Genomic DNA, 13,409 nt, shown 5'->3' with positions numbered 1-13,409 from the left:
TCGCCAGCGGGCTTACGGTCACCGTGCACGGCCGTGGTCTTGACCGCGGCGGTGGCGGGGGCGGCGTGGGCGGCGATGGCGGGGGCAGCGATACCGGTGGCGGTGGCAGCGATACCAGCGGCGGTCAGGGCGGTCTTACGGATCAGATCGGTACGCATGATGGCGTGCTCCTCTGCTCAGGGGGATGTGCGACGGCCCAGGGGTAGCGGCTGCCGCGAGAAAGCTCGGATCGGGGGGATCGGCCCGGCGGCCGGGGGGCCTGCTCGGGCGTCCGGGGGGATGTAACGATCCCGACCGGCCCCGCATTCCACGACGATTCCACGGCGGGGGCCGGGGCCCTGCCCGGGCCGGGGTGCGCCCGGGTGAACCATGTACAACGCCCCCGCCCCGGCCCGGATTCCACCACCAGCGTGACCCCACCCACAGGGCCGTCCAGCCCAAACCACCCATCGAATCCCAAACCGGACAGCACCCGGCGCCCCAGCCGCGTTGATCAACGCGGCTTGATCAATGGGGCTGGGTGGGGATGGGTGAGGGGTTCAGGGGGTCAGTAGCCGTAGCACGGCGTCCCGGGCCGTACGTACCGCGTCGCGGGACTCGTCCGTGTGGTCCAGCACGTCGAAGCCGTGCCGACCGTTCGGGACGTCGATGATCTGCACCGGTCGCCCGAGATCCGCTGCCTTCGCGACGAACGCGTCGATCCCGACCTGGACCATCGGCATGTCCAGCCCCGCCCGGGTCAGCACGATTGGCAGGTCGCCGGTGGAGTCGAGGGCGTCGACCGGGTGGAACCGGTCGTCGATCGGCCACTCCTGCGGCGGCGTGAGCAGCGGATACGTGCAGACCAGGCCGCACAGCCAGGGCGGAGTCGCCCGCAGCCAGTCGGCCGACAGCAGCCCGCCGCCGGAGAAGAACCAGAGCACCAGCCGGTCGGCGTCCACCCGGGGGTCGGCGCGGACCTGCTCGACCGCCGCCGCGATCTGGTCCGCCGCGACCGGGACGTCCGCCAGGTCGTCGACGCGGTAGCTGACGACGGCGGCGACCAGTCCCTGTTCGGCCAGCAGTGCCCCGTAGCCGCAGTAGAGCAGCCAGTCGCGGGGATCGCCAGAGTCGGGCGGGAGCGGGGCGCCGTGCACCAGCACGACGGCGGGGCGGGGGGTGTCGGCGGCCGGCAGGTGCAGGTCCACCCGGCCGTGTCGCTCCACGGGCGCGAGCGGCGGCGAAAGGACGAACGGCCTCTGTTCGATCGGTGCGGCCATGCCGGGATGTTAGCCCGCAGGGTGCAGCTCGGCTGCCCCGCCGGAAGCCCCACGCGCTCGTCGGCGACGCGGCCGGGGTCCGGCCCTGGTCATTCGCCGGTCACGTCCCGGCCCGCCGTGAGCCCGGCGACGACGAGCGCCAGCGCCGTCCACCCGGCGAGAACCAGCAGGCCGGCGCGTTCCCCGGCGGTGCCGTCCAGGAACGCGGAGAACGGCAGCGGCGCGCGCAGCTTGCCCACCAGCCCCTCGACGAACACCAGCCAGCCCGCCCAACCGAGGAACAGCCAGGTCGGGCGCCGGACGACCGTGGCGTTCGCGACGCCGAAGGCCGCCATCACCGGCACCGCGACGAGCGTCGCGAGGTACGTGTCGGCCGCGCCGGCCACGACCACGACGCCGCTGAGCGCCGCGACGGCCAACGCGGTGAGCGCGTACGCCAGCGCCTGGCCGGCCAGTGTCCGCAGCCGGTGCGGCTGGCCCAGGTACAGCAGGACGACGGTACGGTGCTGGAAGTGCTGCGACGTGCCGACGACGCTCAGCGCGAACGTGGACAGGCCGACGAGCAGCGCCCAGGACGCCTCGTCGAACGCCCCGAGGAACAGCCCGAGGCCGGTGAGGACGAGCACCGAGACCCGGCCCGACCGGATCGTCGCGAGCCGGTGCAGCTCGCCGCGCAGGACGGCCGTCACGCCGCTCCCACCAGGTCCAGGAACACCTGCTCGACGTCCCGGGTGAGCGGCGTGAGCTCGTGCAGCGGCACCCCCGCCTGGAACGCCAGCTCGCCCAGCCGCTCGGCGGGCAGGCCCACCACCTCCAGCGCCTCGTCGGCGCCCGTGACCGTCGCTCCGGCGGACCGGAAGACGTGCCACAGCCGCTGCGGGTCCCGGCCGCGTACCCGGACGCGGGGCGCGGCGGCCCGGGTGAAGCGTTCCAGCGGCGCCTGCCGCAGCACGCGGCCCCGCGCGATCACCACCACGTCGTCGACGAGCTGCGCGACCTCGGCCAGCAGGTGGCTGGAGACCAGCACGGTGCCGCCGGCCCGGGCGTGGGCCCGCAGCAGCCCGCGCAGCCAGGCGACGCCGGCCGGGTCAAGGCCGTTGGCGGGCTCGTCGAGCACCAGCACCGGCGGCTCGCCGAGCAGGGCGGTCGCGATGCAGAGCCGCTGTCGCATGCCGAGGGAGTAGCCGCCGGTGCGTTGGTCGGCGGCCTCGGCCAGGCCCACCTGGTCGAGCAGCAGGTCCACCCGGCCCCGGCCGGCGCCGGCGAGGATCGCCTGGGTACGCAGGTGTGCCCGCCCGGTCTGGCCGGGGTGGCACGCGTCCTGCTCGACCACCGCGCCGACCTGGCGCAGCGGGCGGGTGAGTTCCCGGTACGGCCGGCCGCTGATCAGCGCCAGCCCGGACGTGGGCCGGACCAGTCCGAGCAGCATGCGCAGGGTGGTCGTCTTGCCCGAGCCGTTGAGCCCGAGGAAACCGGTGACCCGGCCGGGCTCGGCGGTGAACGTCACCCGGTCCACGACCGGGCGCCCGCCGTAGGTCCGGCTGAGCTGACGTGCCTCGATCATCTGCGGTCACCCGTCCAGCAGGGGCGCGACCACGTCGATCCGGTTGGTCCAGACCCCGCCCGTCCAGCCCGCGGGCAGCGCGTCGACGTCGGCCGGGTCGTCGAAGCCCTCCGAGAACTCGCCCGAGCCGTTGACCAGGATCACCCGGGTGTCCGCCTCCCGCATCCGGGCGACGAACCGGTTCGGCCACCCCCACAGCAGCCGTCCGTAACGCTCCGGCAGGTGTAGCTGCCGGTGGCGGCAGGCGTCCGGGACGTGGCCGGTCCAGCCGCCCGCGAGGTACGGCACGAGGCAGTCCTGCATGATCTTCTTCGAGGTGACCCGGACGTCGGGCAGCCGGTCGGCGAACGCGGCCACCGCCCGATCGCCGCCGTACACGGTCAGCGTCCGGCGCTGCTCGGCCGGCAGCGTCGCCAGGTAGCCCGCCAGCGCCTCACCCTCGGCGGGCTGGTCGCCCTTGACGTGGAGCAGCAGTTCCCGGCCGGGGAACGCGGTCACCACCTCGTCGACGGTCGGCAGCAGGCCGATCCCCCTGCCCCGGAACGGGAAGGTCGCTCCGCCGTCGCTGGTGTAGCGGTACCCGAGGTCGAGCCTGCGCAGCTCGTCGAGGGTGTGGTCGCGGACGGCCCCGGTGCCGTCGGTCCGGCACTGCAACGTCGCGTCGTGGAAGACGGCCAGCCGGCCGTCCCGGGTGGCCTGCACGTCGAACTCCACCAGGTCGGCGCCCGCGGCGAAGGCCGCCCGCATCGAGGCGAGGGTGTTCTCCAGGTACGGGTGCTCCGGCCGGTGGATGCGCTCGGCGGTGCAGGTGTCGTTGGTGACGCCGGCCAGGTCGAAGGTCTGGGCCAGCCCGCGGTGGGCCATCAGGAACGGCCGGCCGTCCGGCACGTCGGCCAGCGCGGAGCTGTTGCCGAGGTACAGGCCGGCGGTGGCGAGCAGCACGACGGCGAGCGCGGCGCCGGCCAGCCGGCGTCGACGCCGGCGGCCCTTCGGCGGGTCCATCCCGTGTTCGGTCACCGGGGCAGCCTGACAGCGTCGCGCGGGTGGCCGGAAGTGGCGAAGGACGTAGCCGCTGTCGGTCTTTGGTACCGCGCCGCTCAACCGGCGGCCACCGCCGGTGCCGTTCAAACCTGCTCCGTCAGCTCCCGGACGAGCAGCGCGGCCTGGGTGCGGCTGGTGACCTCCAGCTTGGCCAGCAGGTTGCTGACGTGGGTCTTGACCGTGCGTTCGGCCAGTGTGAGCGCCCGGGCGATGTCCTGGTTCGCCATCCCGCGGCCGATGAGGGTGAGCACCTCCCGTTCCCGGGGGGTGAGCGTGGCCAGCCGGGCGTTGCCGTCCGGCCGGTGGCCGGCCCGTGGCGGCCGGGTCGCCGGCCACAGCGCCTGCGCCGCCGACGCGCTGAGCGCCGTGACCCCGGCGTGCGCGCCGCGCACCGCGGCGGCGAGTTCCTCTCCGGTGGCGTCCTTGAGCACGAACCCGTCCGCGCCGGCCGCCAGCGCCCGGTGAATTTCCTCCGCGCGCCCGACCGTGGTGAGCATCAGCACCCGGACGCCGGGCTCCGGATGCCGGTCGCGTAGCTGCCGTAGGATCCGGACGCCGTCGCAGCCGGGCAGGTACAGGTCGAGCAGGACCACGTCCGCGGCGTCGGGACACCGGGCGAGCAGGTCGAGCAGCGCCCCGCCGTCCGGCAGTTCGGCCACGACCTCGATGTCCGGCTGCGTGCCGAGGATCAGGCCCATGCCCTCCCGCACCAGTGCCTGATCGTCGACGATGACGAGCCGGATCATCGGCCCATGATAAGTCGAGGAGACAGCATGACCTGGTGGGGCGGTGCCCACTGGCAGCGCGCGGTCGACGTCGCCCTCGGCGCCGCCCTGGCCACCATCTTCCTGGTCTCCGGCGCGGTGGTCTCGGTCCCGCTCGCCGTGGCGCAACTGCTGCCCCTCGCCTGGCGCCGACACGCGCCCCAGGTGGTGCTGGCGCTGGTCGGGGGAGCCACGGCCGCGCACACCCTCGCCGGCATGTCCCGGTCGGTCGGCTTCCTGCCGGTGACGCTGGCCCTGTACTCGGCGGCGGCCCACCGGTCCCCGTGGATCCGCTGGGGGACGTGCGGCACGGCCACGGCGGTGGTCGTCGCCGCCAGCGGGCTGCGGCACGGGCCCGTCGAGGGCGGCCTGCTCGCCGTCGTCGTGTGCGTCGTCGCCTGGCTCGCCGGCGTCGAGCGGGGCGAACACGTACGCGAACGCACCGCGTACGCCGCCGAGAACACCCGGCTGCGCTGGGAGCAGACGGCCGCGCGGCAGACCGCCGCCGCCGCGCAGGCGCGGGAACGGCTGAGCCGGCGACTGCACGACACCCTCGCGCACACCGTCACCGTCATGCTGGTGCAGGCCGAGGCGCTGCGGTCGACCGCCTCGCTGGCCCCGGCCGACCGGGACCGCCTCGACCGGGTGCTGGCCGCGGGTCGGGAGGCCCTCGCGGACGTCCGCGCAGCGCTGGCCGACCAGGCCGAGGCGGACCCGGCCGCCACGCTCGCGGACCGGCTCCGGGCGCTGCGCGAAGCCGGTCTGCGCCTGCCCCCGGCGCTGCCTGACGGGCTCGACGACCTGCCGGCCCCGGCGCGGGCGCTCGCCCACCGGCTCATCGGGGAGACCGCCACGAACGCCCTGCGGCACGACGGCGTCGGCAGCCGCCTGGACATCGCCGTCGACCGGGACGACGACGCGCTGACCGTGGCCCTCACCAGCAGCGCGGGCCGGGCCACCGGCGGTCCCGCCCCGCGCGGTGCGGGCTTCGGCCTGCGCAGCCTCGCCGTCGACGTCGAGGCGCACGGCGGGACGCTGCGCCACGGCCGGTCCGACGGGTCGCGCTGGCGGGTGGTCGCCACCCTCCCGCTGCGTCCACCCGGCTGAGTCCGCCCCGGGGACGGCGGCGGCCCGCCGGGGCTCAGGCCGGGTCGCCGGCCGGCGCGGAGCCCACCCCGTCGGCAGCGGTGGCCTCCGCGTGCCGGTCGCGCAGCCGGGCCCGGATCTCCTCCGGGGTGTACGCCCGACGCCGCCGCTCCGCCCGGGCGACGACCACCCCGGTCGCGGCGACCCCCGCGAGTCCGGCCAGCCCGAGCACCTTCCACCACCGCATCCGTTGCCGCATCCGCCTAGGGTAGACCCCCATGAGCGAGCAGAGCGCCGGCGGCGACGGGGTGAGGGCATGAGCATCAGCCTGGACGAGGCCGTGGAGCTGACCCGCACCGGTGACGTGTGGGTGTTCCGGGGCCGCAGCGGGCCCGACCGGGCCATCCAGTTGACCACCAACAGCCCGGTCAACCACGTCGGGATGGCGGTGGTGCTGGACGACATGCCGCCGCTGATGTGGCACGCCGAGCTGGGCCGGTCGCTGCCGGACATGTGGACCGGAACCCACCAGCGCGGGGTGCAGCTGCACGTCCTGCGGGACGCGGTCTGCGTCTGGGCCAACCGGTACGGCCAGCGGGCCTGGTTGCGCCAACTCGAACCGCCCGCCGACGCGGAGATGGAGAAGGCGGTGCTGCGTACCGTCGCCCGCCTGGACGGCACCCCATTCCCGTCCACCACCCAGCTCGCCTGGCGCTGGGCCCGGGGCCGGGTGCCCCAGGTGCGGCTGCCCGGGCTGCGCCGGCCGGGCGCGCGGCCCGGTGACGCGGCCACGGCGGAGCCGGCCGGCGGCGGCGCGGTGCGGGACCGCGCGCTGGAGACGGCGTACTGCGCCGAGGTGGTGGCGGTGACCTACGAGGCGATGGGCCTGCTGCCGGCCGGCCGCCGGCCGAACTGGTACGACCCGGGCCGGTTCTGGAGCGGCGACGACCTCGGCCTGGCCGCCGGCGCCCAGCTCGGCGCCGAGATCGAGGTAAGCATCCCGCCACGCTGAGCGCTACCGGTGGGCGTCGACCAGGGCGGACGGCATCGGCCGGCGCGGCCAGGTTCGGTGCCGGTCCGGACAGTTTCCGGCAGTGCCGTCGATCGCTACGCTTCCGGGCGGGACCGATGGGGGAGGGGCATGTCCGGCACACGTCGCGCGCGACCCGCCCCCGCCACCAGCGCCGCCAGCGCCGCCATCGCCTCCTCGCCCTGGATCCTGGTGTCGGTCGGGGTGATCGTCATGGTGGTGCTGCTGCTGGTCGCGCTGGGCACGTACCGCAGCCGGGGCCCCGCCGGTGGGGCGCTGCCCGGTCCGGACGTGACCGTGCCCCTGCCGACGTCGCCGCCGACGGCGAGCCGCGCCGCGACCGGGCCGCCCGCGCCCGTGCCGCCGGGCCGCTCGCCGCGCTCGACCCCGTCGCCCGGCCCGACGCGCCCCGCCGCGTCGACCGGCGGCCCCACCCCGACCGGTGCCGGGACCTCCGCGTCGCCGCCTGCCCCGCTCGCGTCGACGCCCGTCGACCCGCCCGCGCTCACCGGCGCGTACCGGGTGCTGAGCACGTACGACGACGCCTTCATCGGCGAGGTGCTGGTCCGCAACGTCTCCCGGTCCGATCAGGGCTGGGCGGTCCGGCTGACGTTCCCCGGCGCTCGGCTGGTCGCCGTCTGGGTCGCGGGCGCCCCGGAGGCCCGGACCAGCCGGTCGGGCGACACCTGGACCTTCACCGGCGGCGGCGCCCTGCCCCCGGACGGTGTGGTGCCGCTGCGGTTCCACTTCGAGCAGACCCCCGCCACCCGGCCGACGACGTGCACGGTGGACGGCGTCGGCTGCTCCGGCGTCGGCTGACCCGTCCCTCGGTCGGTGCCGACCATGGCTGCGTGGTCCGCTCCCCGCGTGAGCCTGCGTTTCGCAAGATGACTGCTTTGTTGCGACCTGGTTTGCAAGGTATTGCAGAATGTTTCGGCAAGAGCTAGCGTGCGGGCGAATCACGACCAGAGGAAGGCCGTCGATGAAACCCCCGCCGATGTCCCGTAAGGCGTTGCTCGCCTTGGTCTCCACCCTCACTCTCGCCCTCGTCGGCGCCCCCGTCGCCGTGCACCAGGTCGCCGCCGCCGCGGCCCCGAGGCCCGCCGGCACCGACCCCCTCGCCGCCGCCGGCGCGGTGCAGTGGCGCTCCGAGCCCTCCGTCGAGGACCTGCTCAAGGCCGGCTCCGGCGACGCCCGTGCCGAGCAGTTCTACTTCGTCCTGCCGGACCGGTTCGCCAACGGCGACCCGCGCAACGACTCCGGCGGGCTCACCGGGGACCGGCTCGTCACCGGCCTGGACCCGAAGGACAAGGGCTTCTACCACGGCGGCGACCTCAAGGGGGTGATGGACAAGCTCGACTACATCCAGGGGCTCGGCAGCACGGCGATCTGGCTCGCCCCGATCTTCAAGAACCGGCCCGTGCAGGGCGCCGGCGCGGACGTCTCGGCCGGCTACCACGGCTACTGGATCACCGACTTCACCCAGGTCGACCCGCACTTCGGCACCAACGAGGAGCTGAAGAGGCTGGTCAAGCTCTCGCACCAGCGGGGCATCAAGGTGTACCTCGACGTCATCGTCAACCACACCGCCGACGTCATCAAGTACGCCGAGGGCAAGTACGCGTACATCGACAAGAAGACCGCGCCGTACACCGACGCGCGGGGGCGGGCCTTCGAGGACCGCAACTACGCCGACGGGACCCGGGACTTCCCGAAGGTGAACGCCGAGTCCTCCCCGTACACCCCGATCTTCGACACCCCGGCCGACGCGAAGGTCAAGGTCCCGGCGTGGCTCAACGACGCCACCATGTACCACAACCGGGGCGACTCGACCTTCTCCGGCGAGAACAGCGAGTACGGCGACTTCTACGGCCTGGACGACCTGTGGACCGAGCGCCCCGAGGTGGTCGAGGGTCTGACCAGGGTCTACGGCGACTGGATCGGCGGCACCGGCGTCGACGGGTTCCGGCTGGACACCGTCAAGCACACCAACATGGAGTTCTGGCCGCAGTTCAGCCGGGGCATCGAGCGGGCCGCCGAGCGGGCCGGCAAGAAGGACTTCTTCATGTTCGGCGAGGTCTACAGCGCCGACCCGGAGATCACCTCCAGCTACGTGCGGCGCGGCGGCCTGCCGGCCACCCTCGACTTCGCGTTCCAGGAGGCCGCCCGCGGCTACACCGCCGCCGACGGCTCCGCGAAGGCGCTCGCCGACGTGTACGCCCGCGACGACCTCTACGCCTCCCGGGACACCGACGCCAACCGACTGACCACCTTCCTCGGCAACCACGACATGGGCCGGATCGGCTCGTTCATCGCTGCCGCCGGCGGGGACGACGCCGCGCAGCTACGCCGCGACCAGCTCGCCCACCAGCTCATGTTCCTCACCCGAGGCCAGCCGGTGGTGTACTCCGGCGACGAGCAGGGCTTCACCGGCCCCGGCGGCGACAAGGACGCCCGGCAGGACATGTTCGCCTCGAAGGTGCCCGACTACCTCGACGACGACCTGATCGGCACCGACCGCACCCACGCCGGCGACCAGTACGACCCGACGCACCCGCTCTACCGCACCATCGCCGAGTTGGGCCGGCTCCGGCAGGCCCACCCGGCGCTGCGCGACGGCGTCCAGGTCACCCGGTACGCCGCCGACGGCCCAGGCGTCTTCGCCTTCTCCCGGATCGACCCGAGGCAGCGCACCGAGTACGTCGTCGCCGTGAACAACGCCGGCACCGCGCAGACCGTCACCGTGGACACCTGGTCGGCCGGGGCCGCGTTCGCCGGGATCTACGGCGGCGCGGACACCCCGACCGCCGGGGCCGACGGCAAGCTGACCGTGACCGTGCCGGCGACGTCCGCCGTGGTGTACCGGGCCGGCCGGGCGATCCCGCAGGCCGACGCGAAGCCGTCGATCAGCGTCACCGCCCCCGCCCCGGACGCCCCGGTCGCCACCCGTGCCGCCGTCACCGCCCAGGTCACCGGCGACCCGCTGGCCACCGTCGCCGTCGCCGCCCGGGTCGCCGGCGGTAAATGGACCCTGCTGGGCAGCGCCCACCGGGCCCCGTACACGGTGCACCACGACCTGACCGGCCTGGCCGGCGGGACGGGGATCGAGTACAAGGCCGTCGTCCGCGACGGCAGGGGGCGCACCGCGAGCACCCGCTCCACCGCCACCGTCGGCACCCCGACGCAGAGCGCGTCGCGGGACTGGGCGGTGGTGCACTACCAGCGCCCGGCCGGCGGCTACGACGACTGGGGCCTGTACGCCTGGGGCGACATCGACCCCGCGTACGCCACGGAGTGGCCCAAGGGGCAGCCGTTCGCCGGGGAGGACTCGTTCGGCCGGTTCGCCTGGGTGAAGCTGAAGCCGGGCGCGAAGTCGGTCGGCTTCCTGGTGGTCGACTCCGCCGGCAACAAGGACGTCGCCAATGACCGGACCGTCGACGTCACGCAGACCGGCGAGGTGTGGGTGAAGCAGGGCGACGCCGCGCTCTACCCGAGCAGGCAGGCCGCCACCGGCGAGCCGGACCCGCCCGTCGCCGGGGACACCGCGCTGATCCACTACCGCCGGGCCGACAACAACTACGACGGCTGGGGCCTGCACCTGTGGGACGGCGCGGCCGATCCGACCGACTGGTCCGCCCCGCTGAGGCCGGAGCGGACCGACGCGTTTGGCGCGGTCTTCCGGGTGCCGCTGGCGGCCGGGGCCACCGGGCTGAGCTACCTCATCCACAACGGCGACACCAAGGACCTGCCGAACGACCAGCGGCTGGACTTCGCCACCGCCGGCCGGGAGGTGTGGCTGCTCGCCGCCACCCCGGGCCGGTTGCTGCCGTCGACCTCGTCCGGGGTGTCCAGGGACGTGGACATCACCAGGCAGCAGGCGCAGTGGATCGACCGGTCCACCGTCGCCTGGCAGGCCGGGCCCACCGACGGCCGGGCGTACGCCCTGGTGGTGGCCCCGACCGGCGGGCTGAGCGTCGTCGACGGGGAGCTGTCCGGGACGTACACCACGCTGCCGTTGCGGGCGCAGCGCAACGGGCTCACCGAGGCCCAGCGCGCGAAGTACCCGCACCTGTGGGCGTACCAGGCGTTCAGCCTGGACCGGGCCGACCTGGCGAAGGTCCCGGCGGCGCTGCGCGGGCAGCTCGTGGTGACCGAGCGGGACGCGCAGGGCGTGCTGCTCGGCGCGACCGGGGTGCAGGTCCCGGGCGTGCTCGACGACGTCTACGCCGCCGCCACCGGCGCGCGGCTCGGGGCGACCTTCGCCGGCGGGGTGCCCACCCTCGCGGTGTGGGCGCCCACCGCGCGGACGGTGGCGCTGGAGCTGTCCGACTCGCCGACCGCCGCGCCGCGCACCGTGGCGATGCGCCGCGACGACCGCACCGGCGTCTGGTCCGCGCGCGGCGACCGGGGCTGGACCGGCAAGTACTACCGGTACCGGGTCGCGGCGTGGCAGCCGGCGGCGCAGAAGGTGGTCACCGCCTCGGTGACCGACCCGTACTCGGTGGCGCTCGCGCCGGACTCCACGCACAGCCAGATCGTCGACCTGGCCGACCCGGCGCTGGCCCCGAAGGGCTGGGCGAACCTGCGCAAGCCGGCCGCACCGCCGGCCGCGAAGGCGCAGATCCAGGAGGTCTCCGTCCGGGACTTCTCCATCGCCGACAGCACCGTGCCGGCCGAGCGGCGCGGGACCTACCTCGCCTTCACCGACCCGGACACGGCCGGGATGAGGCACCTGAGGGCGCTCGGCGGCGCCGGGGTCGACTACCTGCACCTGCTGCCGGCGTTCGACTTCGCCACCATCCCCGAGCGCCGCGCCGACCAGCGGCAGCCGGCCTGCGACCTGGCGAAGCTGGCCCCGGACTCCGACGAGCAGCAGAGGTGCGTGGCGGCGGTGGCCGACACCGACGGCTACAACTGGGGGTACGACCCGCTGCACTACACCGTGCCGGAGGGCGGCTACGCCGTCGACCCGGCCGGGGCGAAGCGGACCACCGAGTTCCGGCAGATGGTCGCCGGGGTCAACGGCGCCGGCCTGCGGGTGGTCATGGACGTGGTCTACAACCACACGTCGGCCGCCGGCACCGACGGCAAGTCGGTGCTCGACCAGGTGGTGCCCGGCTACTACCACCGGCTGCTGCCCGACGGGGCGGTCGCCAACTCCACCTGCTGCGCCAACACCGCCCCCGAGCACGCCATGATGGGCAAGCTGGTGGTGGACTCCCTGGTCACCTGGGCGAAGCAGTACAAGGTGGACGGGTTCCGGTTCGACCTGATGGGCCACCATCCGAAGGAGAACATCCTCGCCGTGCGGGCCGCCCTCGACAGGCTCACCCCCGCCCGCGACGGCGTGGACGGGAAGCAGATCCTGCTGTACGGCGAGGGCTGGAACTTCGGCGAGGTCGCCGACGACGCCCGGTTCGTGCAGGCCACCCAGGCCAACATGGCCGGCACCGGCATCGGCACGTTCAACGACCGGCTCCGCGACGCGGTGCGCGGCGGTACGCCGTTCGACCCGAACCCCCGCATCCAGGGCTTCGCGTCGGGCCTGTTCACCGACCCCAACGGCGACCCGGTGAACGGGTCGACGGCCGAGCAGCGGGCCCGCCTGCTGCACCACCACGACCAGATCAAGGTCGGGCTGACCGGCAACCTGCGCGGCTACCGGTTCACCGACTCGTCCGGCCGGCAGGTCACCGGCGGGCAGGTCGACTACAACGGCTCGCCCGCCGGCTACACCGCCGCGCCCGGGGAGGCGGTCACCTACGTCGACGCGCACGACAACGAGATCCTGTACGACGCGCTGGCGTACAAGCTGCCGCAGGCCACCTCGGCGGCGGACCGGGCCCGGATGCAGGTGCTCGCCCTCTCCACCGTGGTGATGGGCCAGGGGACCGGGTTCGTGACGGCCGGCTCGGAGCGGCTGCGCTCCAAGTCGCTGGACCGCAACTCGTACAACTCCGGCGACTGGTTCAACCAGATCCGCTGGGACTGCGCCCAGGGCAACGGCTTCGGGGCCGGCCTCCCGCCGGCGGCGGACAACCAGGACAAGTGGTCGTACGCGAAGCCGCTGCTGGCCGATCCGTCGCTGGTGCCGGACTGCGCGGCGATCGACCTGGCCGACGCCCGGTACGCGGAGCTGCTGCGGATCCGCGAGTCCTCGCCGGTGTTCGGGCTGACCACCGCCGACCAGGTGCAGCAGCGGGTCGCCTTCCCGCTCTCCGGCACCGGTGAGACCCCGGGCGTGCTCACCATGACCCTCGACGCCCGCGGGCTGGACGGGAAGTGGCGGTCGGTGACCGTCGTCTTCAACGCCACCCCGCAGGCGGCGCGGCAGCGGGTCACCGGGCTGCGCGGGGCGGACGTGGCGCTGCACCCGGTGCTGCGGTCCTCCGCCGACCCGGTGCTGCGCACCGCGTCGTTCGACCGGGGCACCGGCACCTTCACGGTGCCGGCACGCAGTGTGGCGGTCTTCGTCCAGAAGTAGCCCGTCGAACCGGCCGGCCCCGTCCGCCCTGGCGGATGGGGGCCGGCTGCGGTCCGGACGTTCGTAGCGGCGACGGCCACCGGCCCCGCCCGGTGGGATCCGTGCGGATCCTTCCCGAGCGGGGCCGGCGGACTGCCCCGTGGCCGGTGTCACCGTTGCCGGCTACCAGCCCTGCCCGCCG

At 74.5% G+C, this 13,409-nt stretch carries 10 protein-coding genes; 4 read left to right on the top strand and 6 right to left on the bottom strand.

The window, feature by feature from the left end; translation table 11 throughout:
- Positions 1-539: 539 nt before the first annotated feature.
- The 5 genes from C5N14_RS20185 to C5N14_RS20165 all read right to left on the bottom strand — a co-directional run bounded on the left by C5N14_RS20185 (position 540) and on the right by C5N14_RS20165 (position 4,610).
- On the bottom strand, positions 540-1,259 hold the full coding sequence (locus C5N14_RS20185; RefSeq protein ID WP_117669684.1) for an alpha/beta hydrolase: 720 nt from the start codon (positions 1,257-1,259) through the stop codon (positions 540-542).
- An 89-nt stretch (positions 1,260-1,348) separates the two neighbouring features.
- A complete protein-coding gene (locus C5N14_RS20180; protein ID WP_117669683.1) occupies positions 1,349-1,948 on the bottom strand; it encodes a hypothetical protein in 600 nt (199 codons plus the stop codon).
- The gene (locus C5N14_RS20175; protein WP_117669682.1) at positions 1,945-2,823 is read right to left on the bottom strand and encodes an ATP-binding cassette domain-containing protein; all 879 of its coding nucleotides are present in this window, start codon (positions 2,821-2,823) and stop codon (positions 1,945-1,947) included. Before C5N14_RS20175 ends, C5N14_RS20180 begins: the two co-directional genes overlap by 4 nt.
- A 6-nt stretch (positions 2,824-2,829) precedes the next feature.
- Positions 2,830-3,840, bottom strand: a complete 1,011-nt coding sequence (locus C5N14_RS20170; RefSeq protein WP_243639839.1) for a glycerophosphodiester phosphodiesterase family protein — start codon at positions 3,838-3,840, stop codon at positions 2,830-2,832.
- 107 nt (positions 3,841-3,947) lie between these two features.
- On the bottom strand, positions 3,948-4,610 hold the full coding sequence (locus C5N14_RS20165) for a response regulator transcription factor (protein WP_117669680.1): 663 nt from the start codon (positions 4,608-4,610) through the stop codon (positions 3,948-3,950).
- A gap of 27 nt (positions 4,611-4,637) precedes the next feature.
- Between C5N14_RS20165 and C5N14_RS20160 the strand changes: the two genes are divergently transcribed.
- A complete protein-coding gene (locus tag C5N14_RS20160) occupies positions 4,638-5,735 on the top strand; it encodes a sensor histidine kinase (protein WP_165878166.1) in 1,098 nt (365 codons plus the stop codon).
- Positions 5,736-5,769: 34 nt separating this feature from the next.
- Here C5N14_RS20160 and C5N14_RS20155 read toward each other — a convergent pair whose 3' ends face one another.
- The gene (locus C5N14_RS20155) at positions 5,770-5,973 is read right to left on the bottom strand and encodes a hypothetical protein (RefSeq protein WP_243639837.1); all 204 of its coding nucleotides are present in this window, start codon (positions 5,971-5,973) and stop codon (positions 5,770-5,772) included.
- 57 nt (positions 5,974-6,030) lie between these two features.
- Here C5N14_RS20155 and C5N14_RS20150 point away from each other — a divergent pair, with 57 nt between their 5' ends.
- The 3 genes from C5N14_RS20150 to pulA all read left to right on the top strand — a co-directional run bounded on the left by C5N14_RS20150 (position 6,031) and on the right by pulA (position 13,228).
- Positions 6,031-6,726 carry a hypothetical protein gene (locus C5N14_RS20150; protein ID WP_117669677.1) on the top strand — a complete coding sequence of 232 codons (696 nt, stop codon included), beginning with the start codon at positions 6,031-6,033 and terminating at the stop codon, positions 6,724-6,726.
- 129 nt (positions 6,727-6,855) lie between these two features.
- A complete protein-coding gene (locus tag C5N14_RS20145) occupies positions 6,856-7,563 on the top strand; it encodes a cellulose binding domain-containing protein (protein ID WP_117669676.1) in 708 nt (235 codons plus the stop codon).
- Positions 7,564-7,726: 163 nt separating this feature from the next.
- The gene (gene pulA / locus C5N14_RS20140; RefSeq protein WP_117669675.1) at positions 7,727-13,228 is read left to right on the top strand and encodes a pullulanase-type alpha-1,6-glucosidase; all 5,502 of its coding nucleotides are present in this window, start codon (positions 7,727-7,729) and stop codon (positions 13,226-13,228) included.
- Positions 13,229-13,409 lie beyond the last annotated feature (181 nt).

The sequence above is a fragment of the Micromonospora sp. MW-13 genome (genome assembly GCF_003434305.1).
Classification (GTDB): domain Bacteria; phylum Actinomycetota; class Actinomycetes; order Mycobacteriales; family Micromonosporaceae; genus Micromonospora.
This window is presented reverse-complemented; position numbering and strand designations above follow the sequence as displayed.